This is a genomic window from Acinetobacter sp. CAU_H_S170_2 (genome assembly GCF_058890445.1).
Genome location: NZ_JBZYAE010000001.1, coordinates 1,151,178 through 1,176,918, shown reverse-complemented (window position 1 = coordinate 1,176,918; position 25,741 = coordinate 1,151,178). Strand labels below are relative to the sequence as shown.

Here is a 25,741-nt window from a genome sequence, read left to right as displayed (position 1 = left end):
TTTCATGGAGAGAAAAGATCGACTTTAGAAGGTACGACCGATTTCAAATTGAATGTTCTTTGTTTCGTCGCCTTCTTTATCATTCAATGGATATGCATAGCTGAGAGACAATGGACCAATCATGGTAATCCAAGTAAAGCCAACGCCCACGCTATAACGCATGTTATCAACATCGAAACCGAAGTTGTCTTTACAATATTGCTTAGAGTCTACATCGGCACCATTCACATAAATGGTTGAACTCGATACATTACATTGAGTATCAAAAACTTGTGCACCTTCAGCAAACAGCACTGGACGGACTTGACGTGTCCAATCCCCTTTAAATGGTAAAGGCAAAGCCAATTCTGTACCAAATTGAATCAGCGCATTACCACCGACTTCTTCAGGGTCATAATCAACATCATCAGATTCACTGTACGTTACACCTGGATACTTTGGACCTAATGTGCTGTTGTCATAACCACGGACTGAACCAAAACCACCTGCATAGAAGTTTTTATAGAATGGTAAGTCATTACCATAGCCTAACTTACCATAACCGCGAAGTACGAAGTCTTTGCCTAATGGGAAGTACGCCTGAGCATCATAAGTCAGTTTTTGATATTCAACATCACTACCTGGTAAGGCAATTTCACCATTTACACGATGCGACATACCAGATGTAGGGAATACTGGACGGTTTAAGGTGTTATATGACCAACCTAAGTTTAAGTTATACGTTAAGAAATCACCCTTAAACTCGTTATCAAATGATTCTGTTGCAGAACACTCACTAGTTGTCTCATCCCAATTCGCATCTGGACAATATGACCCTTTACTACCCGTTGCCTTTCCACCATTTGCCAATAAATAATCACGTACATAGGTCGATACATACGGACCTGTAGTCACTTCAGTTTGGTCAATGTTTAAACCTGCACTGATGCTTTGGTTTTCATCAATTGGATAACCGAAATTGATACCACCACCAAAACTATCCGTCACATAGTTGTTGACGTTATAGTCTTCATCCAACTTGGTTTTACGGTAGTACATGTTATAACCACGACGTACACCATCAATCGTAAAGTACGGATCGGTCACACTTAGGTTGTAGTAATCTTGTGTTTCTGAGCGTGATAAATCAATAGCAACAGAGTTACCTGTACCCATGAAATTAGTTTGACTTAGACCCGCTTGGAAGGTTATACCGCCGCTTTGCGAGAAACCAACTGCTAAAGTACTGGTACCTGAGTGCTGTTCTTCAACATTAATATTTAAATCAACTTGGTCGGCTGTGTTCGGAACACGTGCAGGCTTGATATCTACAGTCTTAAAGAAGCCTGTACGCTCTAAACGAACTTTAGATAAATCAATTTTCTCATTACTTGCAAGTGCACCCTCCATTTGGCGCATTTCACGACGTAATACTTCATCCGCAGTTTTCGTGTTGCCGGTAAAGTTAATACGACGCACAGTTACTTGCTGACCTGGATTCACATAATAATTTAAATCCACCAGATGAGTTTCTTTATCGATCTGAGGTACGACGTTCACTTCTGCATAGTAATAACCTGCATTACCGTATTTACGTAGAAGCAACTGTTTAACCGCATTCACTTTTTCTTGCGAATAGATATCGCCATCTTTATATATTTGTAAAGCTTTCAGCTCTGCTGGGGTGTATAAAGCATCGCCCAAAAATTTGGTTTCGCCAAATTTAAACTGTTCGCCTTCATCCACTGAAACTTCAACAAAAATATTCTTTTTATCTTCACTTAAATTTAAGCTTGAGTGATTGATATTAAAGTTGATATAGCCTTTGTTTAAATAAAGTGCACGTAAAGACTCTAAACTTGCAGCCATCTTTTCACGTGCATAACGGTCATTACGTGAAATAATGGACGTCCAACCACTCTCTTTTACTGCAAACGCTTGTTCAATTTCGCTTTCTTTAAATACGGTATTACCAATAATATTGATATCTACAACTTTTGCAGCCTTACCTTCAACAAACTCGATAGTGAGGTCTACACGGTTATTCGGCTTCGCTGTTGTCACAACTTTTACATCAGCATCATAACGACCTTGCTGCATGTACTGTTGTTCAAGCTCAGACTCAACCGTCTGTAGCGCTGATTTTTTCAGCACTTCACCTTCGGTAATCCCCATCTTCTTCAAGCCTTCTTCCAAGGCCTCTTTAGGAATGAGTTTATTACCTTTAAATTCAACTTTAGAAATCAGTGGGCGTTCGACAACTTTGAAAACCAGCGTATCACCCTGCTTTTCTGTTTTAATGTCATCAAACAAACCTGTTGCATATAAACTACGAATGGCATTGGCAAGTGCTGCATCGCTCACACGATCCCCACTATTCAACGGAATCATTCCATAGACATTTGCTGGCGTTAAACGAACAAGTCCATCAACCTTAATATCACGTACTATATAATCTTCTGCTGCATATACTTGTTGTACTGTTGCCATAGCACTGATGAGCGCCAAAGGCATAAATAAATGTGTGTGCTGCATGCCAGTTTTTTCCGATGTAAAATTTAATTCCGTATCTACGCTTTTTTACAAACGCATAAAATCATTGAATAGTGCCAAAAGCATCATACTTCCGAGCAATACCATACCAATTTTTAAACCAACCAATTGTATTTGTTCAGAAACAGGTTTACCACGTATTAGTTCTATAAAATAATAGACCAAATGTCCACCATCAAGCATAGGAATAGGCAATAAATTTAATATCCCTAAACTTACACTCATCAATGCCATAAATGAGATAAAAGTTTGCCAACCCATTTCCGCACTTTGTCCTGCGACTTTGGCAATCGTGATCGGTCCTGATAGGTTGTCTAGACCAATCAAACCGCGCACCATTTTTACAATCGAGTTCAAAATCATACTCGACAGTTGACCGGTTTTATCTACCGCCATCATGAAGGCTTCGGCAGGATTATATTGTATCGTTTGTTTATATTCTGTAGGAATACTGATTTTCCCAGGGTCACTTTGTACACCTAAGACACCAGAAACCTTGCCCATATTGTCGCGTTTACCTTGTGGCATCACTTCAACTTGTACCAATTGATTTTGGCGAAGCACATCAATTTTTAACAATTTCTCAGGTGAAGCTTGAACCACTTGAACCACATCAAACCAATCATTCATCTTAATGCCATCAATCGCGACAATTTTGTCACCTTGTTGCATACCCTGACGAATGGCTGCACCATCTTCGCTCAACTTAGTCACGACCGCAGGAATTTTAGGTCGATAAGGCGTAAAACCCAGAACATCAAGCGGAGACTGTGTTTGATCTTTCAAGAAGTTTTGAATAGGCAAACTAAATGTCTTAACTTGTCCCGCACGTTCGGCCTGAATTTGGATTGATCCCGTTTCACCTACACGATCAACCAAGGCAAAATTCAACTTTTCCCAAGTGGGTGTCGTTAAGCCATCAACAGCGGTAATTTTATCGCCCACTTGCATTTGAACTTGTGCTGCAGGTGTATTAGGTAGCACTTTACCCACACGTGTATTCAACTGCTCTTGTGCAGGCAAAAACAAAATCCAAAACAGAAAGATTGCAAATACCAAGTTAATCAATGGGCCGGCTGCAACAATTGCGATACGCTTCCAAGGTGACTGACGATTAAATGCTTTGGGCGCATCCTCTTCAGCAACATCACCTTCACGCTCATCCAGCATTTTGACATAACCACCCAAGGGCAATGCCGAAAGCTGATATTGAATACCTGACTTTTTAGAAGTCCACTTTAAAACCGTTGGCCCAAAACCAATGGAATAAACTAAAACTTTTACGCCCAATTTACGCGCAACAAAATAGTGCCCAAACTCATGTATTGCAATAAGTGGGCCTAAAAGCAAAATTGCCGCAACAATCATAAACAAGGCGCTCATGCTTAAATTCCTATATTCACCACATATTGCTGAGCAACATGACGTGCGTTTTGATCGGCTTCTAAAATAACATCAAGTTGTGTTGCTGCTTGATGTGGGATGGTATTCAAAGTGTGTTCAACAATAGCAGGAATACCCATAAACCCCACCTGTTGATTTAAAAATGCAGCAACCGCAATTTCATTGGCTGCATTTAAAATCGCTGGGGCTGTGCCCCCAGTTTTCATCGCTTGACGTGCCAAGCTTAATGCAGGGAATCGATGCGTATCTGGCGCTTGAAAATCCAACTGATGATTTTTAAATAAATCTAAAGCTGGAACATGGGTTTGAATACGCTCAGGCCATGCCAACGCATGTGCAATCGGCGTACACATATCAGGATTTCCCATTTGCGCCAATGTTGAACCATCCACATATTGCACCATGGAATGAATAATACTCTGCGGATGCACAACTACTGTAACAAAATGTTCTTCGATTGAAAAAAGATGACAAGCTTCAATTAGCTCTAACCCTTTGTTCATGAGGGTCGCCGAATCAACCGAAATTTTCTGCCCCATGGACCAATTCGGGTGTTTGCACGCCTGTGCAGGCGTTACATTGTGTAATTCATCTAAACTATGTTTTAGAAATGGCCCGCCGGATGCAGTCAGAAGGATACCAGACACTCCAAGTTTCGGCTTTCCGTGACGCTCAGCTTGTAAATAGGTCTGGGGCAAGCATTGAAAGATTGCATTATGTTCAGAATCTACAGGAAGTAAAAGAGCCTGATGGTCATGAGCAGCTTGCATCATGATGTCACCCGACATCACCAGCGCTTCTTTATTTGCCAAAAGGACACGCTTTCCTGCTTTTACCGCTGCTAGCGTCGGCATTAAACCTGCCGCACCAACAATCGCCGCCATTACCACATCCACTTCTGGATGTTCAGCAACTGCGATGAGGCCTGCCTCATCCGCCAAAATTTCAATGTTTTGTAAATTAGCTGCGACTAGAAGCTGGCGCAGTTCATCTACTTTGGCTTGAGGTACAACTGCAATTTCAGGTTGAAACTGCTGACAAATATCGACAAGTTCTTGCATCCGACTATGTGCCGTAACAGCAAACACAGTGTAGTGTTCAGCATGTTGTTGCAATATTTTTAAGGTGCTCTGCCCAATCGAACCGGTAACACCCAAAATACAAACAGATTGAGACATTTACAAATCTACGCCAATAAGTTTTAACACATATACACCCGCAGCAAAGATAGGTGCCGCAGCCAGTAGCGAGTCAATACGATCCAATACCCCACCATGCCCTGGCAAAATACGACCTGAGTCTTTAATTCCAGCACGACGTTTAATCATAGACTCAAACAAATCACCGAGCACCGAGCTAAATACAGTCACTACAGATAAAATAAGAAATAATAAATGCTGTGCGTACGTTAGGTCTAAATAGAGGATTTCAACAGCGACCACAATGATCATGGCCGTAATCACACCACCATAGAGACCTTCCAACGATTTATTTGGACTCACTTCAGGTGCAAGTTTACGCTTACCCAGTTTACGCCCAACAAAGTATGCCCCGCTGTCAGCACCCCATACCAATAAAAACAGGTACATCAGCCACCATGGAGACATCTTCCAGAGTGCAAAAATAGCAGTCACAGCCGAAGATATCAGAACAATCCCAACCACTTTAAGGGTTGAATTATACCAAGCATCATAATTTGGATAGGATTTAACCCAATACAGACTGAGCAACCAGCATAGAATAGAGGCAGCCCAAAGTAGAAGTGCAATATCATTAAAGTATAAGGCAAGTGTAGCAAGGCCAGCACTTAGTAAACCAAAACCCCATGCTAGAGGTTTATTAACATTTTTTGTTGTACGGGGCATGAGTTTAAACCACTCATAGCCTGCAACCCCTGCCGCAATAATCATCAGCACAAACATTGGATAGTGTGACTGGGTTGCAAACATACAACTCAGTACAACGGCCACCAAAACCAATGCGGTTATAATCCGCTCTAACATTTATTAGTTCTCAATTTTATCTTGTAGAATTTGTTCCGTCGTTTTTCCGAAACGACGTTCACGCCCACCAAATACAGCCAAGGCGTCATCAAACTCTTCTACACTAAACTCTGGCCAAAGAGTCGGAGTGAAGTAAAGCTCTGCATAAGCTGCTTGCCACAACATAAAGTTCGATAAACGAAAATCCCCACCTGTACGAATCAATAGATCTACAGCGGGTAAATCACTCAAACTTACGTATTGGCCAAAAACATGTTCATCAATTTGCTCAGGATCTAACGCGTGAGATTGAACAGCAAGTGCAATCTGCTTAGCCGCATTCGCCATATCCCACATCCCACCGTAACTAATTGCGATGGTCAAAGTCATCTTGTCGAAATTAGCAGTGTCTTGTTCGGCATGCAACATTAAGTCACGCAATTGCGGAGATAATTTATAACGATCACCAATAAAACGTAAGGACATTTGATATTGATGCATACGAGGCAGCTGTTCATGAATCGTGTCTTCCAACAGTTTCATGAGCAAATCAACTTCAGCTTGAGGGCGCTTCCAATTTTCACTCGAAAAAGCAAAAACGGTTAATGCTTGAATATTTCTTTTTCGACAATGCTCTACAATCGGGTCAAGGACATTTTTTCCTTCACGGTGACCATCGCCCTTTTGCATTGCATTTTTTTTGGCAAAACGATTGTTGCCATCCATGATGATGGCAACATGTTTTGGAAGAGTAAGCTTATCTTCTGAATCGGTCATTATACAAGTTAGACCTTCAACAACTCAGCTTCTTTATTCGCAAGACGTTTGTCGATTTCAGCAACAAACTTATCTGTGATTTTTTGAATATCATCAGATGCACGACGCTCATCATCTTCAGAAATTTCTTTTTCTTTCAACAATGCTTTGATGTCGCCCAGTACATCACGGCGAATATTACGTACTGCAACTTTTGCATTTTCAGCTTCGTTACGCGCAACTTTTTGCATGTCACGACGTGTTTCTTCCGTCAATGCAGCCATTGGAACACGAATCGCATCAGCTGTAATTGGGTTTAAGCCCAAATCTGATTCACGGATGGCTTTATCAATTGCTGCAACCATCGTGCGCTCAAATGGCTGAATCAACAATGTACGCGAGTCTTCAACACCCACGTTTGCCACTTGGTTTAATGGCACATCTGAGCCATAGTAAGGAACCATTACCCCGTTTAAGATAGATGGATGCGCACGTCCTGTACGAACCTTGGCAAAACCGTGTTCTAACGAGTCAAGTGACTTGTTCATACGGTCTTCTGCGTCTTTTTTAAGATCGTTAATCATGTGATCTTCCTTACTTAATTCGAAAAGATATAAATTCTAAAATAGCGTGTAGTATAAAGAGCTTTCGAGGTCACGTACATTAGTTCGTTACGTGAGTACCCTCTTTTTCGCCCATAACCACTGAAAGCAATGAACCAGCTTTGTTCATGTCAAAGACTTGAAGCGGCACATTGTGGTCACGACACAAGCAAATCGCGGTTAAATCCATCACACCCAATTTCTCATCTAACACTTGGTCAAAAGTTAAGGTGTCATATTTAACGGCATCATCGTATTTGCTTGGGTCTTTGTTGTAGACACCATCAACTTTCGTTGCTTTTAGGATCAGGTTGGCTTCAATCTCGATACCACGTAAGCATGCTGCTGTATCTGTGGTAAAGAACGGGTTACCTGTACCTGCGACAAACACACAAACTTCACCTTGTGTTAGGTGACGAATCGCATCACGACTTGAGTATGATTCAACCACAGCACCAATTGGCAATGCTGACATCAAACGGGTTTTGATATTACGACGTACCAAAGCATCACGTAATGCCAAACCATTCATCACGGTTGCAAGCATACCCATTTGATCACCCGTTACACGACCAACCAAACCATCTTTTTGTAATTGACTACCGCGATATAAATTACCACCACCCACAACAATCCCGACTTGCACACCCAAACCCACCAAGTGCGCAATTGCCAAAGACATTTGATCAAGTACTTGAGCATCAATACCCATATCTTTATTTCCAGCCAATGCTTCGCCAGAAAGTTTCAGTAAGATGCGTTCAAAACGTGGTTTTTTAGAATCCAACATCGCAATAACTCCAATATCTAAATTTTAAAATTTTATTTGTGTCTTAATTCGATTTAATCGAAATCAATTGTGCATACAGATCATATTCATCTGCATCGGTAATTTCGACTTCTAACAAATCGCCTGATTTAATCTGGCTTTTATCAATATCTTCCACAAAGACATTGCCATCAATTTCAGGAGCATCTGCGTATGAACGTGCAATCGCAACTGGAAATTCTTCATCCAGCTCATCGACCAGCACCGTCATTTTCTGACCAACACGCTTTTGAAGTTTTGCAGCAGAAATCGCCTGTTGCACTTCCATAAAGCGTTCATAACGCTGTTGCTTAATCTCTTCTGGCACGTGATCTGGCAAGTCGTTTGCTGTTGCACCTTCAACAGGTGAATAGGTGAAGCAGCCTACGCGATCAAGTTGTGCTTCTTTCAACCACTCAAGTAAGATTTCAAAATCTTCTTCAGTTTCGCCAGGGAAACCCACAACGAAGGTTGAACGAATTACTAAGTCAGGACATTTTTCACGCCACAGCTTTAAACGCTCAAGTGTATTTTCACTATGCGCAGGTCGTTTCATCAGTTTTAGAACTTTTGGACTTGCATGTTGGAATGGAATATCCAAATAAGGCAAAATTTTGCCTTGTGCCATCAAGTCAATCACTGCATCCACATGTGGATATGGATAGACATAGTGCAAACGTACCCAAATACCGAGTTGACCTAAGGCCTCACACATGTCATAGAACTTTGTCTTAACAGGTTGACCATTCCAAAAGTCTAATTTGTATTTGGTATCGAGGCCGTAAGCAGAAGTATCTTGGGAGATAACGAGTACTTCTTTTACACCGGCACGTTTAAGCGCAGCCGCTTCTTCTAAAACAGAACCGACTGGGCGAGACACTAAGTCACCACGCATACTTGGAATAATGCAGAAGGTACAACGATGGTTGCACCCTTCTGAGATTTTTAAGTACGCATAATGCTTCGGCGTTAAACGAATCCCTTGTTCTGGAACAAGGTCAATAAATGGGTTGTGTTTTGGTGGCTCAGGCACGTATTGGTGCACGGCTTCCATCACTTCTTGATATGCAGCCGCCCCTGTCACTTTTAAGACATTTGGGTGCATTTGGCGAATTTTGTCTTCGTCTTTACCTAGGCAGCCCGTAACAATTACACGACCGTTCGCACTCATGGCTTCGCCAATGGCATCTAAAGACTCTTGCACTGCAGATTCAATAAAACCACAGGTATTTACAACAACTAAATCCGCACCATCATAATCTGATGCTACATCATAACCTTCAGTCTTCAACTGAGTTAAAATTCGTTCGGAATCAACCAATGCCTTAGGACAACCTAAAGAAACAAAACCGACTTTGGGGGATTTCATGAATCTGCGCTCCACTAGAATGCGCGTATTGTATGTCTTTTCTGTTTATAAAAACAGATCGATTCCACACTCTTTGTTTAATGCACCAAAATAAAACCAACACTGTAGTAGAATCAACGTAACGCACCATTTTAAGTCACTTTCAGTTTACTTGATTTTTAGAATCCGCTATATCTTTAGCTAATCGTTCATTTACAGCGCATTCCGCAAAAAAAGTGTGCTCATTTCACTATACAAAATCAAAGTTGGCGTGCATTTTGCTTTATTTGCATCAATTCAGTCCGCTATTTGGAACGATTAATGCTTTATCAAGATGCCATTGCGCTATTTTAATACAGGATACATTCGCTAATGGATCACCCTATTTCTATCGACTATCGCCTTTTAGTGGACAATTTGACCACTGCGATTTTATTGGTCGACAGTAAATTAAATATTTTTTACTTAAATTCCTCTTGCGAAGCATTATTTGATATCAGTCTTTTACGTGCCTCTGGCCAACCAGCGCTTAATTTACTCCATGCACCCAATGATGAGTTCAATACAGAAGAAGCTCTTCTCAATACTTTAAACTCGGGACAACACTACACCCGCCGTGAAGCCATCATTAAGGTCAACTTTAAAGATATTCATGTTGACTATACCGTGTCACAGCTAAATTCAAATAAACCCTACCATCCTTTGCTTTTAATTGAGATCAATCCGATTGATCGGATGCTCAAAATTTCCAAGGAAGAAAACTTCTTACAACAACATCAGGTTGCACGCCAACTGATTCGTGGTGTTGCACATGAAATTAAAAATCCGTTGGGCGGAATTCGCGGCGCTACACAACTGTTAGCGCGTAGCCTCAATGATCCGCAATATAGCGAGTTCACCGACATTATTATCAGTGAAGTCGATCGCTTACGTAATTTAGCAGACACCATGCTTGGTTCTCGTCAGCTCCCAAGTTATGAGTTGGTCAATGTACATGAACCTTTAGAGCGTGTCCGCTCACTCATTACCAATCAAACCAAAAAGAAAATTAAGATCACCCGTGATTATGATTTGTCGTTACCTGAAGTGATGGCTGATCGTGATCAACTGATCCAAGTCATGTTGAACATTAGCGTTAATGCAGTGCAAGCCATGACTGAAAATAAAGAGTTCTTTGTCGACCATCAACCTGAGCTAATGTTACGTACCCGTATTCAACGTTTAGTGACCATTAATGGTGTCCTGCAACGCTCCGTAGTGCGGATTGATATCGAAGACAATGGTCCAGGCGTTCCAGAAGAAATTTTAGAATCTGTGTTTTACCCGCTGGTCACGGGTCGTGCTAAAGGCACAGGACTAGGTTTAAGTATTGCGCAAAATATTATGCATCAACATAACGGAATGATTGAATGCCAATCTGTTCCCGGAAAAACAACTTTTAGCTTATATATACCTTGGGAGTTAAACCATGTCGCGAAATAAAATATGGGTAATTGATGACGATCGCGCCATGCGCTGGGTGCTGGAAAAAACATTCAAAGAAGAAGGTTTCGACGTCACAAGTTTTGAAGAAGCTCAATCTGCTTTAGACCAGCTCAGTTTAGATGCACCCGATGTAATTTTGACTGATATTCGTATGCCCGGCATTGATGGCTTAACTTTCTTAGCAAAAGTTAAAGCTAACTATCCTGACCTACCTGTCATTATTATGACGGCCCACTCCGACTTAGAGTCTGCTGTTTCAAGTTATCAAACAGGCGCATTTGAGTATTTACCCAAGCCTTTTGACATTGATGAAGCCTTAGCTTTAGTGAATCGTGCGATTTTGCACATTACCAAAATGCAGCAGCAAGAATCGGCAAAAACTGTACCACCGATTCAATCAACCGAAATCATTGGCGAGTCTCCTGCTATGCAGGAAGTCTTCCGCGCAATTGGTCGTTTGTCTCAATCGCACATTACAGTGCTGATTAATGGTGAATCTGGCACAGGTAAAGAGTTGGTTGCGCATGCTTTACACCGCCACTCACCACGGAGCAGTAAACCTTTTATTGCGCTCAACATGGCCGCGATTCCCAAAGACCTAATTGAAACAGAGCTTTTTGGTCATGAGAAAGGTGCCTTTACAGGGGCAAATACCCAACGCCAAGGTCGCTTTGAACAAGCCAATGGCGGAACACTGTTTTTAGATGAAATTGGCGATATGCCTTTCGAAACGCAAACACGTTTACTGCGTGTGCTGGCTGATGGCGAGTTCTATCGCGTCGGTGGGCATATCCCGGTAAAAGTGGATGTACGTATTGTCGCGGCAACGCACCAAGACTTAGAAAAATTGGTACATGATGGTCGCTTCCGTGAAGACTTATATCACCGTCTGAACGTGATTCGCATTCACATTCCAAAACTGGCGCATCGTAGCGAAGACATCCCAATGTTAGCGCAACACTTCTTGGCACGTGCAGGCAAAGAATTAGGCGTCAGCCCTAAAATCCTTCGCCCTGAAACGCAAGAATATATGCAACAGTTGCCTTGGCAAGGCAACGTACGTCAGCTCGAGAACACCTGCCGCTGGTTAACGGTCATGATTACAGGACGTGAAGTTTACCCTGAAGACCTACCGTCAGAGCTGAAGCAAATTCCAATTACCCGCTCAGGTGAAGATGCGCAAGCCGCGCAAAACTTAGATCGGATTGCAGTCCACCATTGGGATGAGTTGTTGGGTCAATGGGCTGTGCAGAAACTAAAAAATGGCGAGATGAAAATTCTCGATATCGCCACCCCAATGTTCGAACGTACATTGATCATTGCTGCGCTGCAACAAACCCGTGGCCGTAAACGGCATGCGGCTGAGTTACTCGGTTGGGGGCGCAACACCCTTACACGTAAACTCAAAGAACTAGGTATGGATACAGCGGATGATGAAAGTGAAGAAGAAGTTTTAGAAAACTAAAAGCAGATTCTACGTGATAGCCAACTCAAATTAAAAGCGCCGCAATGGCGCTTTTATTTATTAAGCCGTAAAACCCAAATAACGTGAATAGCCTTCAACACCAAGTGGTGCTTTTAACATGATAAATTTTGGGTAACTGGCTTGGGTTAACTCTTCAAACATAATCACTTGATCATCATGCGCATGGAGATCATCAACACTGCGCTGCATGGTCGCTTCAAATTCATCTGTGATATATTCGAAACCAATGTCCATTGCAATAAATAAGGTATGTTCACAAGGCTGAACGTATTGTTCCTGAGACCAATCAATTACCTGTTGTTGGCAGTGTGGGCACGCTACAGGATCTGTCGCTTCACAGTCTAGTGGGATCAATTGATAAGTCATAATTTAGCTTTTAAACAAAGATGCTGCGAAGTTTAGCATAGGATAAAGTGCCTAGAATAATCATGTCGACTTTAGAAAAAGCCATTGCACTGGCTGCAACCCAACATGCGGGGCAACTCGATAAGGGCGGACAACCTTACATCTTGCATCCATTACGCCTCATGTTGCAATTTTCCAATCCTACCCTACAAATCATTGCGGTGTTGCATGACATTTTGGAAGACACCGCAACGACTGCTGAAGACTTAGAAGCGCTTGGCTTTAGTGCCGAGATCATTAAATCCATACAAGCACTGACCAAACAAACAGGTGAATCACGTTTGGAAGCAGCTAAGCGCACTACATTAAACCCTCTTGCAACCCAAGTAAAATATGTCGATGTACTCGATAATATGAACCTTTCGCGCATAAACAACCCAACAGCACGCGACTTTGCACGACTTGAAGAATATAAAGAGGTGCTTGAAATACTCAAACAAGCGAAAACTCAGTGAAACCCTTAAAATAACTGAGTATTTTCAATTAAATCTCTACAATTTCAAAATTGACAAACTGCAACGATCACTTTTTAATTAAGCCTATCGTTGCACAAATGGACATGGTGAATGTTAAGCGATTTAGATGATTTTTATTGTTTTGCTCAAGTGGTTGAACATGGTGGTTTTAGCGCAGCCGAACGCGCAACAGATATTCCTAAATCCAAGCTCAGTCGACGCGTGTATAACCTCGAAGAACGATTGGGTGTACGCCTAATTCAACGCAGCTCTCGACACTTCGCAGTGACCGATATTGGCATGAACATTTACCGTCATGCGCAAGTGATGATGAATGCTGCACAAGCCGCACACGACTTGGTCGATCATCTCAGTTTACAACCGCGTGGTGTCATTAAACTCAGCTTGCCTGTATCGATTGCACAAAACGAAATTGCACGTATTTTACCTAACTTCTTAAAAACCTATCCCGAAATTAAAGTGCAAATGATGGTGACCAATCGCCGTGTGGATATTATTAACGAAGGTTTTGATATCGCGCTGCGGGTTCGCTCCAATCTAGACGATGATCCAAGTTTGGTAATTCGTAAATTTGAAAATATCGAGCAGCATTTATTTGCCAGCCAAGCTTACTTAAATGAATTTGGCGAACTGAAACAACCTGAAGATTTAAGCCAACATCATATACTGAGTATGGTTGATGAGCATTTAGATCAACATATCATCGTGCATAATGATGCACAGCAACAAAAGAAAATACGCGTCAATCCTGTAGTGATGGGCTCTGATTTGAGCATGTTGGCTCAACTGGTCCGTAAAAACTGCGGCATTGCCTTACTTCCAGACAGCATCGTACAAGATATGGTGAAAAGTGGTGAGCTGGTTCGTGTCCTACCCGACTGGAAAGCACCACACGGTATTTTTCATGCTGTGTATCCTTCACGTCGTGGTTTACTGCCTGCTGTCCGTGTGTTTATTGACTATTTAATTGAACACCTTAGCTCAAATAAATCACTTTAAACCCTACTCATGCTCAATGACATTGAGCCAATCCATGAGGCAAAAAAAAAGAGCTTAACCGAGGTGGATAAGCTCATAAACTTTCAAAATAAGAAACTACAGCGAGTATCTTGGAAACAATTTTAGTGACAAAATAAAGTCTAGGCCAATAGCTTACATGTATAAGTTTTAATCATATAATATCAAAAACCCGATAAATAAATGGTTTCAAAAATATCAGTTATTGATTTTAAGACTTAATTTAGTTTTTAAGCCACAAAACTAGACCAAAGTCTAAAATTTAATCACCTACAAAACATCAACTTAAATTTCTGGATAACTGCCCGTACCTTCAGGCCAAGGTGATAGTAACTCAAAACCTGTTTCAGTCACGAGTACCATATGCTCCCATTGCGCAGTTAAAGACTTATCTGCAGTCACGACTGTCCAACCATCCTTAAGTTCTTTGACATGCGCTTTGCCCATATTAATCATCGGTTCAATCGTGAACACCATGCCCGCTTTAAGCTGCATCCCCTTACCTGGTTGACCATAGTGCAATACGCTTGGCTGTTCGTGATAAACCTTGCCAATACCATGACCACAATACTCGCGTACCACACTATAACCTTCACGGTGCGCAACTGTTTGAATGGCATAACCAATATCACCAAGCGTTGCACCTTGCTTCACAGCATGAATACCTGCAACCATCGCCTCATAAGTCGTATCGACTAGCTTTTTGGCTTCTGGTTTCACTGTACCCACGTAATACATACGACTGGTATCACCAAAGTAGCCATCTTTAATAATCGCCACATCAATATTAATAATATCGCCATCTTTGAGTACAACATTCGGCGATGGAATACCGTGACAGACCACTTCATTTGGAGAAATACAGGTGGTTTTGGTATAGCCATGATAACCAATATTGGCAGGCGTCACTTTTAAGGTATTTACAATGAAGTCATGACAAATATCATCCAGATATTCAGTCGTAACACCCGGCCTTACATGTTCACCAATCATCGCTAAAACTTCGGCAGCCAAACGACCAGATATACGAAGTTTTTCTACATCTTGTTCAGTTTTTATGCTCACATTTAAGCCACGCATTGAAATATCCTCAATTATGAAGTCGCAAGTATAGACCTTTTCTCAATATTTTTGTTCAAACTTAAATCTTAGGGTAGCCTCCAACAACCGGCCTTTAAAAAATTTGTGTAATTTTAAAGCATTTGCACTACAACTTTTAATTTAGGAAAAATAGCGCCTCAAGCTTTTAATATTTATAATTTTTCTATTTTAAAATGGATAATCAATCACATATATCAACCTATTTTTTACAAGTTGATATATTCACTTTTCATCTTATAAAAAAATTTAATACTACCCATGAAATAAATTAGCCAAAAAAACACTTATGCACTAAAATCGTCCCCTTTGTTCAACTCGATCTCCCTTTTATGACAAGTCTGCGTACTCGGGATATTGTTGCTTTGGGTTTTATGACTTTCGCACTCTTCATTGGTGCGGGCAACATTATCTTTCCACCGATTGTGGCTCAACAAGCGGGTGAGCATGTATGGCTAGCAGCTTTTGGTTTCTTAATCACTGCTGTGGGCTTACCTGTAATCACCATTATTGCGCTGTCACGTGTCGAAGGTTCGATTCAAATTTTAAGTTCACCTTTGGGTAAAATAGCCAGCCTGATTTTAACCATTACGTGTTACCTAACTGTCGGGCCACTCTTTGCGACACCACGTACTGCAACCGTTTCTTATGAAATTGGTTTTTCATCTTATCTTGGAACATCAAGCAGTAGCTTGCTGATCTACAGTGCAATCTACTTTAGTGTAGTCACCCTCATTTCACTGTATCCAAACAAGATTTTAGACACGGTTGGTTATGTACTCTCGCCACTGAAGATTTTATCTTTAGCCATCCTTGGCATTGCGGCGATGATGATTCCAACGGGTTTCGTTCCGCCAGCCATCAATAATTATGTCGACAGCCCTGTTTCTGAAGGTTTTGTAAATGGTTATTTAACCATGGACACTTTAGGCGCTTTGGTTTTTGGTATTGTGATTATTCAAGCCATTCGTTCACGCGGTGTCAGCAACCCTAAACTGATCACGCGTTATGCGGTTATTGCGAGTATCATTTCTGGTATTGGTTTAACTGTAGTTTATCTCAGCTTATTTAAACTTGGCCTTGGAAGCCATGAAGTCGCAGCAAATGCGAGCAATGGTGCAGTGATCCTGCATGCATATGTTCAACATGCATTTGGTGACTTAGGTTCTATTTTCCTTTCTGCCATGATTTTTATTGCGTGTATGGTCACTGCGATTGGCCTGACCTGTGCTTGTGCTGAATATTTCAGTTCGATCACTAAAATTGGCTATAAAGTTTGGGTTTTCATTCTGATTGGTTTCTCTTTCATTATTTCAAACTTAGGTTTAACCAAACTCATCGCCTTTTCAGTGCCTGTTTTAAGTGCAATTTATCCACCTGCAATTGTGGTGATTATGCTGAGCTTTGGCTGGAAATTCTTTAATCATCCTCGACGAGTGATTGCACCTGTTACCGCAGTGTCTTTGGTCTTTGGTATTCTAGACGGTTTAAAAGTTGCAAACTTTGAACTACCTTATGCACTGACTCACTTACCTCTTGCAGAACAAAACCTTGCATGGCTTATTCCATCATTAGTGGTTTTTGCAATTGCCGTTGTAATCGACAAAGTGAAAAAGTAAGCAAAAACTGATGTTGTTAAAGTCTGGTTTTACCCAAACCTGATTTTAAGCATGATCAATATTTGTCACATTTTATCCAAATGGACACATATTGTTTCATTTCTTTATACATCAGTTTTGTACATACTGACACATTTCATATACACCGCTAAAGTCGTATATCAACACCTTCATATCTCTTATAAATTTAATATTAGAAAATAAAAAATTCTTTAAAGCCTGTCCTAGCAAGCCATTCATGGCATCAATATTGCTTTATACAATCTATGTATAAGCTTACATGCATCATTCATTTGTCACCTTATACGGTAACGAAATACTATTTATTCACTAAAAAAATGCTACACACATATTTTCTGATTGGTATAGCATAATTTCTCTGAAAATAGTTGTTTTTGCTCTTGATCAACGCAAGTTTTAGCAGTACAACATTAAGAACTAATCCGACTAAACACATTGGTTTTTAGTCAAAAACTCAAGGAGGGATGGAGATGTTATCATTACATTTCAACAAGCAAGTCTTCATTAACGCTCTGAAGGCAAACAAGAATATGGTGACGTATTTAAGTACCACCATTGCCCTAATGGTCATTATGATCATGCATGGCTTAATTCAAGGTAACCTTAAAGCTGAATATTTTGCTTACGCTATCGTCGTATCATTTGCCTTTTATTTATGGGCAGTCGTCGATCAAAAATTCCGAAAGGCCACACAGTCAATTGACTAGCAAACAGGTGGATGATTAGTCATCCACCTTTGTAAAAGTATAAAAATTAAAAAAACTATAAGAACAACTTAAAATAAACCTAAAAACATTCCCCACAACAAGCCTAACGTCGCCACAATTTCCCCCACAACCAATGCCATCATTGCCATTAGCATAATTGATTTGGGTAAAGTCCATTTGCCTAAAACATGCGGACTACGGAACTGGTTATTGGTGTCTTGCAATAACCCATGCACAATATAGCTCAGTATAGAGAAGCTAAAAAAGAATAAATTGATTCCCACAAACAGTATGTTCACAGGCTCTGTCCAGACTGAAATTGCGGCCATTAACGCAATAATTAAACTTGCAGGTGCATATAACAAACTGCTGCGGTGGGCGATATCAACATAATAGTGCGCGCGAAACTGCGGTGAATGGCGTATTTGTGCATATTTCCATACCCCTGTCAGCATCCCAACAAATAGAAAAATCCCACTAAATAAAAGTGCAAATTTTACCGACATATCTAATTCAACAAACTGCATGTGTTTTCCTTTTTTATTTTCACCCTATTCTATACAGATCTACTTGACTTCAAAGTCATAGATTAGACCAGTTTCTTTTTGGAACTTAGATAGAGTAGAAAAAAATTCAATGCTTAACCGATTATGCAAAATTACGAAACTTTAGCTATTACCTGCTCTGACCATTATTCACTCAGTGGACGCTTTTATGCAGCCCAAGGTACACAACAAGCCCTACCTGTTTTAATCTGCCCTGCCACAGGTATTACCCAGCAGTTTTACCACCATTTTGCATCATGGCTTACAGAACAAGGCTATGCCGTTTTGGTTTTTGACTTTCGCGGCATTGGTGAGTCTTTGCATGAACCACTGAAAAAGTCGAAAGCCAGCATCGTGCAATGGGGGCAATTGGATATCCCAGCGGCGATGGAGGTATTATTGAATAAGACCCAAGCGAAACAAGTGATTTTGCTAGGTCATAGTGCAGGCGGGCAACTTTTAGGCATTAACCCAAACTATGAAAAAGTCGCAAAAGTCGTTGCTGTTGCAGGATCAACAGGCCACGTAAAAGATTTGAAAGGTCGTACCAAACTCTTGGCTCCTGTGATGTTTAAACTGATCTTTCCTATTGCACGTTATACCTTAGGTTATGGGCCGACCAATGCCATTGGCATGGGCGAAAACCTACCCAAAGATGTGGCGCGTGATTGGGCACAGTTTTGCAGCAAACCAGGTTATGTAATTAATGCCTTAGGCAAAACAGTACAAGATGACTTCCACCGTGATATTCGCTGTCCAATCACAGCCATTTGGGCCTCGGATGATGAAATTGCCACGCAAGTGAATGTCAAAAGCTTACTCAGCCTTTACCCAAATGCACAAACAGATCAAATTGAACTCAAACCACAGGCTTATGGCCACAAAGCCATTGGTCATATGGCGATGTTTAAGCGTTCCCATCAAAACATATGGCCTGAAATTGCAGCACAGCTTTCATCTTAAGGCGGCACATATCAAGCCAAGCCTATCCGCCAGTTTAAGCAGCACTTGCTTGACTGGCTTTATTTTCACCGCAAAATTGCAGCTTTCAGATAAAAACCAACGCTATTGATAAATTTAATTTCATTAATCGATAAATAAATATTATATTTCCACCACGAATTTTTATTAAGTCATAGTTCATGTGATGTCTATCGCATGTGCTAGAGATGGATGAATCATGTCTGCACAACAGCAACCCCAGCTTAAGCATGGGCTGAGCAACCGTCATATTCAGCTGATTGCTTTAGGCGGCTCTATTGGTACAGGCCTATTTTTAGGCATTTCGCAAACCATTAAACTGGCTGGCCCTTCCGTTATTTTAGGCTACGCACTGGCGGGCTTAATTGCATTTTTCATGATGCGCCAGTTGGGTGAAATGGTGGTTGAAGAACCCGTGAGTGGCTCTTTTAGTTATTTTGCCTATAAGTTTTGGAGCCCTTTTGCCGGCTTTATGTCGGGTTGGAACTATTGGGTGCTCAATGTCTTGGTCTGCATGGCGGAACTAAGTGCCATAGGCCTCTATGTCCAGTATTGGTGGCCTGAAATTCCCACATGGATTTCAGCACTTGGTTTCTTTGTACTGATCAATGCCATCAATCTGTTACATGTCAAAGTCTTTGGTGAAACAGAATTTTTATTCTCCATGATTAAAATTCTCGCGATCATTGGCATGATTGGATATGGCGCTTGGTTACTGGCAAGTGGTCATGGTGGTGCACATGCCTCTATTTCCAACCTCTGGGCTCTAGGCGGTTTCTTTCCCAACGGGATTTCTGGCCTAATCATGGCGATGGCCATCATTATGTTTTCCTTTGGCGGGATTGAACTCGTTGGTATTGCTGCTGCGGAAACCAAAAATCCGACTACAACTATTCCTAAAGCAGTCAATCAAATTGTCTATCGTGTGTTGCTGTTTTACGTGCTTACGATCATCGTTCTGCTCTCATTGTTTCCATGGAATCAAATCGCAGAAGGCGGTAGTCCTTTTGTTTTGATTTTTGACTCCTTAGGTAGTCAAGGCGTTGCAACTGTGCTGAATTTTGTGGTCTTAACCGCAGCTATATCGGTGTATAACGGTACCAGCTATGGCACGAGTCGTATGCTGCTAGGTCTGGCAGAACAAGGCAATGCCCCACAGTTTTTAAAGAAAATTAACCAGCGTGGCATTCCTTATGCAGCCATTTTATGCTCTGCATTGGTGACCCTACTGTGTGTCGTCTTGAATTATATCTTTCCAGAAAAAGCCTTTAAACTACTGATGAGTCTTGTGGTTTCAGCCATTGTAATTAACTGGATGATGTTGGCATTGACCCACTTAAAATTCAAGCAACGTATGCTGGCATTGAAAAAATCAACCTTGTTTCCAACTTTGATTTACCCCATCAGCAACTATATCTGTATTGTATTTATGCTTGGTATTTTAGTGGTGATGTGGCTCACACCTGATATGCGAATTGCAGTGATGCTGATTCCACTTTGGATTGGCTGCTTAACCCTAACTTACTGGTTTAAACAAAGATCAAAAACACAAAAAGTACAATAAATAAGTCAGCAAACAGCGCCGTTAAAAGGCACCCTTCCCTTTAAGGGCGCTGTTTGCAAATCAAAGCCAATCTCCCAAATGACTTTGATTGAATCACTTTATTGTAGTCATGACCGATGCAGAGTGTTTCTCTTTTATTTGCTTATTTTGAGTATTTATTGAGAAATATTTTCACATAAAATAGTTTATAAAGAAAATTATACGCAGGAATACGTTATGAATGACGCTCACTACGTTTTAGATAAAATTGACCGTCGTATTTTGTCTGAACTTCGCCAAGATGGCCGTCTGACCGTTACCCAGTTGGCGGAGAAAGTTGGGCTGTCCTCTTCTCCTTGCTGGACACGTGTAAAACGCCTAGAAAATCTCAACATCATTGAAGGCTATACAGCAAAGATTAATTCAAAAGCCATTGGTATTAATGAGCTGTTTTTTATTGAAATTACGCTTGAACGCCATGATGATGAAATCTTAGAACAATTTAGTGAAGCACTGGCTTACATGCCTGAAGTGGTTGAAGCACATTTAGTGACTGGCGATTACGACTACTTACTCAAAGTTGCAGTGAAAAATGCGGAACACTATGAACGCTTTTTACGTAAGAACTTATACTCAATGAAAGGTGTACGACATACACGCTCCATTTTTGCCTTACGCCCTTTGAAGCTCGAAAATAAATCAGACCTCATTATGATTGAGTGATTGCTGCAAATATTGTGTAAATGTGGTTTAATACACTCAGTATGAGATGAGCCTCTTACAGTATGTGCCTTAGATGTGCATACGACTAGCCCCTAACCATGGGGCTTTTTAATGTCTATACGTTTTAGAATACTGATATTTTAAATAGTACACATTATTCAAATACAAAATGGTAGCCAATAAAAAAGCACCCCAAGGTGCTTTTTTATTAACGATATCATCTCTAAAAATATTAACCCAAAATACCAATTGAGAGCTGAATCACAAAAGCATTCACAATATCGACAAAGAATGCGCCCGTCAGCGGAATGATCAAAAAGGCTTTATGGGATGGTCCATAGGTATTGGTTACCGCTTGAATATTGGCAATTGCTGTCGGTGTCGCACCTAAATTGACACCACATTGACCTGCACACAGTACTGCAGCATCATAGTTCTTGCCCATTACACGGAAAGTTACAAAGTACAAATAAAGTGCTAAAAATATAGTTTGAACAATCAGGATAATCACCAGTGGACCAGCCAAATCTGCCAACAACCAAAGCTGTAAGGACATCAACGCCATGGCTAAAAACAGTGCCAGTGAAGCATTGCCAAATACATCGATGCAGCGGTCAAAGACCTGAACTTTCAAACCATGCTCTAAAATATTACGTAAAACCACACCACACATTAGCGCCCAAACAAAACTTGGTAGCTCAAACCACTGCCCTTTAGCTACCCCTGTCATGAAGTATGCAAAGCTGATGCAAATGGCAAACATCCCCATGGTTTTGACCGCATCATCTGCCGTAATTAGACGTGTTTTTTCAGGAAATTCAAATGGAGCCGTTTGTGCTGAAGGTGGCGCTTCATTACGCCCTGTTGCTGCTGGAATTTCTTCAGCCAACTGGTAGCGACGTATCAGAAATTTAGCGATAGGTCCACCTATTACCCCACCAATGATTAAACCAAATGTTGCACTTGCCATACCCAGCACAATCGCACCATGCACACCATGTTCTTGTTCAAATATCGTGCCCCATGCACCTGCTGTCCCATGACCACCTGTGAGTGTGACCGAGCCTGTAATTAAACCAATCAGCGGGTCTAGACCTAAAACTTTGGCAAGACTAATACCAACCACATTTTGCAACAGGACAAATACAATAACGCAGACTAAAAATATAAGCAGCGACTTCCCACCTTCTTTGAGCTTAACTAAGCTTGCACTTAACCCCACAGAGGTGAAGAACATCAGCATAAAAATTTGCTGAATATTGGTATCAAAGTTGACAGTTATGTTTGAACCTTTAAATAAGATATAAGTGATAACAGCTGCAACCAACCCACCCGCAACAGGTTCGGGAATGTTATATTTTTTTAAAATACTGACTTTATTCACAAATACATAACCGACCAATAGCACAGCAACTGCTGCAACAATTGTCATAAATGCATCGAATTGATAGTTCATGAGATATCCAATGATGCTTATTGCATTAATTCTAAAACAGATAAGTCAGTGATGAACAGGCTAAAGTTTCTCAATGTACAATTTCTATGCTTTAGATTACATGATGTTTTAAAACTGAGCTCAGTATTATAGGAATTCATCATCGTAAAATAAAAAGACCCCATTGGGTCTTTTTATTTTTATAGCAGCGTTACTTTAAAATTAGAATTTATAATTAAAGCTAAGTGTTGCATTACGCGGAGCACCCCACGCCATTGCACTCGTACCAATGCCTTCATAATATTTTTTGTCGAAGATATTATTCACGTTAACTTGCGTACTAAAGTTTTTATCAAACTTATAACCGAGCATTGCATTGGCAAGATATAAATCACCGCGGTCGATACGAGTTGCACCAGTACCTGTATAAATTTTGCTTAGGTAATTTACACCTGCACCTGCATACCATGCTTCATTTTTATATTTTACAAATAGATCTGCTGTGTTCCGTGAACTGGTCGTGTTGTAATCATTTCCTTCGGCATCTTCAGCATCAAAATTAGCCACACCAAAGCTCACACCCCAGTTATCATTGATTTCACCATCAACATTCAACTCAACCCCTTTACTCACAACACCATCAGTACCGTAATAAGCATTTTCAGCTAAGCCATCTACTTTAATATTTTCACCTTTTTCATTAAGTAAAAGCGCCGCAGCATTATCTTGTTCAATACGGAATATTGCCAATCCAGCATTCAAACGGCCATCAAACAGCTCGCCTTTAAAACCTGTCTCGTAACTTTTACCTTCAATCGGGTCTAAATAATCACCTGATTGTTCTTTTCTGCTCTGCGGTTTAAAAATACTGGTATAGCTTGCATACCATGAATAGTCTTTAGCAAAGTCAAAAATAATACCTGCATATGGCGTTAACTCATTTTCAAATTTACGATTACCTGCACCATTTTCGGACTCATATTCCCAACTCGATACGCGTAAGCCAGCAACTGCTTTTAATGGGTCTAGAATATGGAATTTCCCTGAGATATAACCCGAAGTTTGCGTGGTTTCATTCAGCGGATTGGTCTTATCCATTTCCAAGGAACCAACCAAATGGGTATTCATGTTATTAAAATCAATAACATCCTGTCCTAATAAATCAATATTATTCTGTTTAGTTAGCGCTGGATTATTTGAAACAAAGGTTTGACCATAGGTATTCTTTTTCAGCTCGGCTTTATTCCACGAACCACCAATGACAATTTCCTGATTCCTTCCTGCAACGGTAAAAGGTGCAGAAATATACACATCAACATTGTTTTCATCATTTTGTTTATGATCTTTATAAACTGATGCATTTTCAATACCGATGGTATTGGTTGCTTTATCAACTTGTCCTGAAGTGTAGAAAATAAAGCTATCAGTATCATCACGACGATAAGAATAAGCTACATTCAAATCAACATTCTTAAATAGATTTTGCTTCAAACTTGCAAAGAATGCAGCAGAGGTGACATCCCAATATGTCCAATCAGAACTCACCGTGAGAGAACGATCAAAATTGGTACGTGTGCCATCGGTGTAAAATGCTGGTAACCCGCCCCAACGTACACCATCCCGATTTAATTCTTGATAGGTCGCCCCAAACGATAATGCGGTTTTATCACTTAAGTCGTAGTCGATTGCACCATAAGCCACATTACGTTCTTTCTCATAAAAATCCATGTACGAATGTTCATCAGAATGTTTTACAAAAACGCGCCCACGAAGTGAACCATCACTGTTTAAAGGTGCTGACAAATCTGCCGAGCTTGAATAACTATCCCATGAGCCAACAGAAGCATCTACCTTACCTGTAAATTCTTTGGCATTGGCATGCTTACGAATCATGTTTAAGCCCATGGCTGGGTTACCTGCACCTGTCATTAACCCGTTCGCGCCTTTTACCACTTCGACACGGTCATAAATACTGAGGTCAGGGTCCCCCGCACCCAAAGTTAACGTACTTGGTAAACCATCTACTAAGTAATAATCAATTTGGAAACCACGCGCAAATGCACTTTGACGCTCATCAGTACGAACTGTAGAAACACCAGTAATGTTATTGAGTAAATCTTGAAAAGATTCGATATTACGGTCATCTAAATATTCACGGGTATAGACTTTGACTGTTTGTGGGGTTTCACGTAGGGATAAATTTAACTTGGTTGCGGTATTTGTGCTGCTGGTCGTATAGCTACCTGTATTTTCTGTGACGGCTGTTTTATCTTGGGCTGTAAGGGTAATGGTCGCCAACTGTGCATTTGGCTGAGACGTTGTATTTGACTCCTCCTCTTCCACGGTGTTTGCGTGTGTTATAGACAGCATGGCAGTTGAAGACAGGAAAATGATTTGCATCGCCAAATAGAGTGGCTTTTGTGTAGACAGAGGACGTTTAAACATATCAGGACATTCACAGCTAATGAGAAAAAATAAGACAATGAATTGATAATTTTAAAGTGCGCACCTACCTACTATGCTTAAGTAAAACAAGCACCTTTGTAGCATCACAAGTACTAAGATTCGTAAAATCCTTTTCGAACATCTCAGTGGTTTGAGTCATTACATATCAATCCATTTCGAAAAATTATAAACAAAAAATAACGCAAGTGATACTAATTATCATTAGCAAATACATCTTTAATTTAGATTTAAGATATTTGTATTGCCGATATACGTTCCTTTTCACAGAAAAACTGAGTGAAAAACAAACAATCGCTATTTAT

Annotated in this window: 22 protein-coding genes; 9 read left to right on the top strand and 13 right to left on the bottom strand. The window is 40.7% G+C overall.

Translation table 11 applies throughout. The features are described from left to right. Positions 1-24: 24 nt before the first annotated feature. The 8 genes from bamA to rimO all read right to left on the bottom strand — a co-directional run bounded on the left by bamA (position 25) and on the right by rimO (position 9,453). A complete protein-coding gene (gene bamA, locus AC5EUN_RS05710) occupies positions 25-2,514 on the bottom strand; it encodes an outer membrane protein assembly factor BamA (protein WP_094148177.1) in 2,490 nt (829 codons plus the stop codon). Positions 2,515-2,559: 45 nt separating this feature from the next. Further along, positions 2,560-3,915: an RIP metalloprotease RseP gene (gene rseP / locus AC5EUN_RS05705; protein ID WP_094148176.1), complete on the bottom strand. Its 1,356-nt coding sequence runs from the start codon at positions 3,913-3,915 to the stop codon at positions 2,560-2,562. A 2-nt stretch (positions 3,916-3,917) separates the two neighbouring features. Continuing rightward, positions 3,918-5,114: a 1-deoxy-D-xylulose-5-phosphate reductoisomerase gene (gene ispC, locus AC5EUN_RS05700; protein ID WP_094148175.1), complete on the bottom strand. Its 1,197-nt coding sequence runs from the start codon at positions 5,112-5,114 to the stop codon at positions 3,918-3,920. Next, entirely contained in the window at positions 5,115-5,939 is an 825-nt protein-coding gene (locus AC5EUN_RS05695; protein WP_004981939.1) for a phosphatidate cytidylyltransferase, read from the bottom strand. It lies immediately after the preceding gene. Between the two features lie 3 nt (positions 5,940-5,942). Continuing rightward, positions 5,943-6,695, bottom strand: coding sequence for a polyprenyl diphosphate synthase (gene uppS / locus AC5EUN_RS05690; protein ID WP_094148174.1), 753 nt, complete (start codon positions 6,693-6,695; stop codon positions 5,943-5,945). 8 nt (positions 6,696-6,703) lie between these two features. Beyond that, positions 6,704-7,258 carry a ribosome recycling factor gene (gene frr, locus AC5EUN_RS05685; RefSeq protein WP_004981941.1) on the bottom strand — a complete coding sequence of 185 codons (555 nt, stop codon included), beginning with the start codon at positions 7,256-7,258 and terminating at the stop codon, positions 6,704-6,706. A gap of 79 nt (positions 7,259-7,337) precedes the next feature. After that, positions 7,338-8,066, bottom strand: a complete 729-nt coding sequence (pyrH, locus tag AC5EUN_RS05680) for a UMP kinase (RefSeq protein ID WP_004696558.1) — start codon at positions 8,064-8,066, stop codon at positions 7,338-7,340. Between the two features lie 43 nt (positions 8,067-8,109). Continuing rightward, complete coding sequence (gene rimO, locus AC5EUN_RS05675; protein ID WP_004696556.1) at positions 8,110-9,453, bottom strand: 30S ribosomal protein S12 methylthiotransferase RimO; 1,344 nt, start codon at positions 9,451-9,453, stop codon at positions 8,110-8,112. Positions 9,454-9,804: 351 nt separating this feature from the next. On the opposite strand from rimO, the gene glnL reads away from it, so the two are divergent. After that, positions 9,805-10,914 (top strand): nitrogen regulation protein NR(II), encoded by a 1,110-nt coding sequence (gene glnL / locus AC5EUN_RS05670; RefSeq protein ID WP_004696555.1) that lies wholly within the window; start codon positions 9,805-9,807, stop codon positions 10,912-10,914. Continuing rightward, positions 10,901-12,382: a nitrogen regulation protein NR(I) gene (gene glnG / locus AC5EUN_RS05665; RefSeq protein WP_062033089.1), complete on the top strand. Its 1,482-nt coding sequence runs from the start codon at positions 10,901-10,903 to the stop codon at positions 12,380-12,382. Before glnL ends, glnG begins: the two co-directional genes overlap by 14 nt. A 60-nt stretch (positions 12,383-12,442) precedes the next feature. Here the strand turns inward: glnG and AC5EUN_RS05660 are convergent, their stop codons facing one another. After that, entirely contained in the window at positions 12,443-12,769 is a 327-nt protein-coding gene (locus AC5EUN_RS05660; protein WP_004696551.1) for a hypothetical protein, read from the bottom strand. Between the two features lie 62 nt (positions 12,770-12,831). Here AC5EUN_RS05660 and AC5EUN_RS05655 point away from each other — a divergent pair, with 62 nt between their 5' ends. Then, positions 12,832-13,263, top strand: a complete 432-nt coding sequence (locus tag AC5EUN_RS05655) for an HD domain-containing protein (RefSeq protein WP_094148173.1) — start codon at positions 12,832-12,834, stop codon at positions 13,261-13,263. Between the two features lie 111 nt (positions 13,264-13,374). After that, entirely contained in the window at positions 13,375-14,283 is a 909-nt protein-coding gene (locus tag AC5EUN_RS05650; protein WP_094148172.1) for a LysR family transcriptional regulator, read from the top strand. A 303-nt stretch (positions 14,284-14,586) separates the two neighbouring features. Here AC5EUN_RS05650 and map read toward each other — a convergent pair whose 3' ends face one another. Continuing rightward, complete coding sequence (gene map / locus AC5EUN_RS05645) at positions 14,587-15,381, bottom strand: type I methionyl aminopeptidase (RefSeq protein ID WP_094148171.1); 795 nt, start codon at positions 15,379-15,381, stop codon at positions 14,587-14,589. A gap of 350 nt (positions 15,382-15,731) precedes the next feature. Here map and brnQ point away from each other — a divergent pair, with 350 nt between their 5' ends. Both brnQ and AC5EUN_RS05635 read left to right on the top strand, forming a co-directional pair. Next, the gene (gene brnQ / locus AC5EUN_RS05640; protein WP_058951725.1) at positions 15,732-17,018 is read left to right on the top strand and encodes a branched-chain amino acid transport system II carrier protein; all 1,287 of its coding nucleotides are present in this window, start codon (positions 15,732-15,734) and stop codon (positions 17,016-17,018) included. Positions 17,019-17,509: 491 nt separating this feature from the next. Continuing rightward, complete coding sequence (locus AC5EUN_RS05635) at positions 17,510-17,746, top strand: hypothetical protein (protein ID WP_004696541.1); 237 nt, start codon at positions 17,510-17,512, stop codon at positions 17,744-17,746. Positions 17,747-17,814: 68 nt separating this feature from the next. Here AC5EUN_RS05635 and AC5EUN_RS05630 read toward each other — a convergent pair whose 3' ends face one another. Beyond that, complete coding sequence (locus AC5EUN_RS05630; protein ID WP_010326998.1) at positions 17,815-18,273, bottom strand: hypothetical protein; 459 nt, start codon at positions 18,271-18,273, stop codon at positions 17,815-17,817. Positions 18,274-18,396: 123 nt separating this feature from the next. Between AC5EUN_RS05630 and AC5EUN_RS05625 the strand changes: the two genes are divergently transcribed. The 3 genes from AC5EUN_RS05625 (at position 18,397) to AC5EUN_RS05615 (ending at position 21,538) form a co-directional block, all read left to right on the top strand. Further along, positions 18,397-19,254 (top strand): alpha/beta hydrolase family protein, encoded by an 858-nt coding sequence (locus AC5EUN_RS05625; protein ID WP_010326999.1) that lies wholly within the window; start codon positions 18,397-18,399, stop codon positions 19,252-19,254. A 217-nt stretch (positions 19,255-19,471) separates the two neighbouring features. Further along, complete coding sequence (locus AC5EUN_RS05620; RefSeq protein ID WP_010327000.1) at positions 19,472-20,836, top strand: amino acid permease; 1,365 nt, start codon at positions 19,472-19,474, stop codon at positions 20,834-20,836. A gap of 216 nt (positions 20,837-21,052) precedes the next feature. Further along, complete coding sequence (locus tag AC5EUN_RS05615; protein ID WP_004696532.1) at positions 21,053-21,538, top strand: Lrp/AsnC family transcriptional regulator; 486 nt, start codon at positions 21,053-21,055, stop codon at positions 21,536-21,538. Between the two features lie 232 nt (positions 21,539-21,770). Here the strand turns inward: AC5EUN_RS05615 and gltS are convergent, their stop codons facing one another. Continuing rightward, positions 21,771-22,994: a sodium/glutamate symporter gene (gene gltS / locus AC5EUN_RS05610; protein ID WP_094148170.1), complete on the bottom strand. Its 1,224-nt coding sequence runs from the start codon at positions 22,992-22,994 to the stop codon at positions 21,771-21,773. A 201-nt stretch (positions 22,995-23,195) separates the two neighbouring features. Continuing rightward, positions 23,196-25,418 (bottom strand): TonB-dependent siderophore receptor, encoded by a 2,223-nt coding sequence (locus AC5EUN_RS05605; protein ID WP_094148169.1) that lies wholly within the window; start codon positions 25,416-25,418, stop codon positions 23,196-23,198. Positions 25,419-25,741 lie beyond the last annotated feature (323 nt).

Bases quoted from the DNA above. Each gene is read 5' to 3' on its own strand.
- bamA (WP_094148177.1), bottom strand. From the start codon at position 2,514: ATGCAGCACACACATTTATTTATGCCTTTGGCGCTCATCAGTGCTATG.
- rseP (WP_094148176.1), bottom strand. From the start codon at position 3,915: ATGAGCGCCTTGTTTATGATTGTTGCGGCAATTTTGCTTTTAGGCCCA.
- ispC (WP_094148175.1), bottom strand. From the start codon at position 5,114: ATGTCTCAATCTGTTTGTATTTTGGGTGTTACCGGTTCGATTGGGCAG.
- AC5EUN_RS05695 (WP_004981939.1), bottom strand. From the start codon at position 5,939: ATGTTAGAGCGGATTATAACCGCATTGGTTTTGGTGGCCGTTGTACTG.
- uppS (WP_094148174.1), bottom strand. From the start codon at position 6,695: ATGACCGATTCAGAAGATAAGCTTACTCTTCCAAAACATGTTGCCATC.
- frr (WP_004981941.1), bottom strand. From the start codon at position 7,258: ATGATTAACGATCTTAAAAAAGACGCAGAAGACCGTATGAACAAGTCA.
- pyrH (WP_004696558.1), bottom strand. From the start codon at position 8,066: ATGTTGGATTCTAAAAAACCACGTTTTGAACGCATCTTACTGAAACTT.
- rimO (WP_004696556.1), bottom strand. From the start codon at position 9,453: ATGAAATCCCCCAAAGTCGGTTTTGTTTCTTTAGGTTGTCCTAAGGCA.
- glnL (WP_004696555.1), top strand. From the start codon at position 9,805: ATGGATCACCCTATTTCTATCGACTATCGCCTTTTAGTGGACAATTTG.
- glnG (WP_062033089.1), top strand. From the start codon at position 10,901: ATGTCGCGAAATAAAATATGGGTAATTGATGACGATCGCGCCATGCGC.
- AC5EUN_RS05660 (WP_004696551.1), bottom strand. From the start codon at position 12,769: ATGACTTATCAATTGATCCCACTAGACTGTGAAGCGACAGATCCTGTA.
- AC5EUN_RS05655 (WP_094148173.1), top strand. From the start codon at position 12,832: ATGTCGACTTTAGAAAAAGCCATTGCACTGGCTGCAACCCAACATGCG.
- AC5EUN_RS05650 (WP_094148172.1), top strand. From the start codon at position 13,375: ATGTTAAGCGATTTAGATGATTTTTATTGTTTTGCTCAAGTGGTTGAA.
- map (WP_094148171.1), bottom strand. From the start codon at position 15,381: ATGCGTGGCTTAAATGTGAGCATAAAAACTGAACAAGATGTAGAAAAA.
- brnQ (WP_058951725.1), top strand. From the start codon at position 15,732: ATGACAAGTCTGCGTACTCGGGATATTGTTGCTTTGGGTTTTATGACT.
- AC5EUN_RS05635 (WP_004696541.1), top strand. From the start codon at position 17,510: ATGTTATCATTACATTTCAACAAGCAAGTCTTCATTAACGCTCTGAAG.
- AC5EUN_RS05630 (WP_010326998.1), bottom strand. From the start codon at position 18,273: ATGCAGTTTGTTGAATTAGATATGTCGGTAAAATTTGCACTTTTATTT.
- AC5EUN_RS05625 (WP_010326999.1), top strand. From the start codon at position 18,397: ATGCAAAATTACGAAACTTTAGCTATTACCTGCTCTGACCATTATTCA.
- AC5EUN_RS05620 (WP_010327000.1), top strand. From the start codon at position 19,472: ATGTCTGCACAACAGCAACCCCAGCTTAAGCATGGGCTGAGCAACCGT.
- AC5EUN_RS05615 (WP_004696532.1), top strand. From the start codon at position 21,053: ATGAATGACGCTCACTACGTTTTAGATAAAATTGACCGTCGTATTTTG.
- gltS (WP_094148170.1), bottom strand. From the start codon at position 22,994: ATGAACTATCAATTCGATGCATTTATGACAATTGTTGCAGCAGTTGCT.
- AC5EUN_RS05605 (WP_094148169.1), bottom strand. From the start codon at position 25,418: ATGTTTAAACGTCCTCTGTCTACACAAAAGCCACTCTATTTGGCGATG.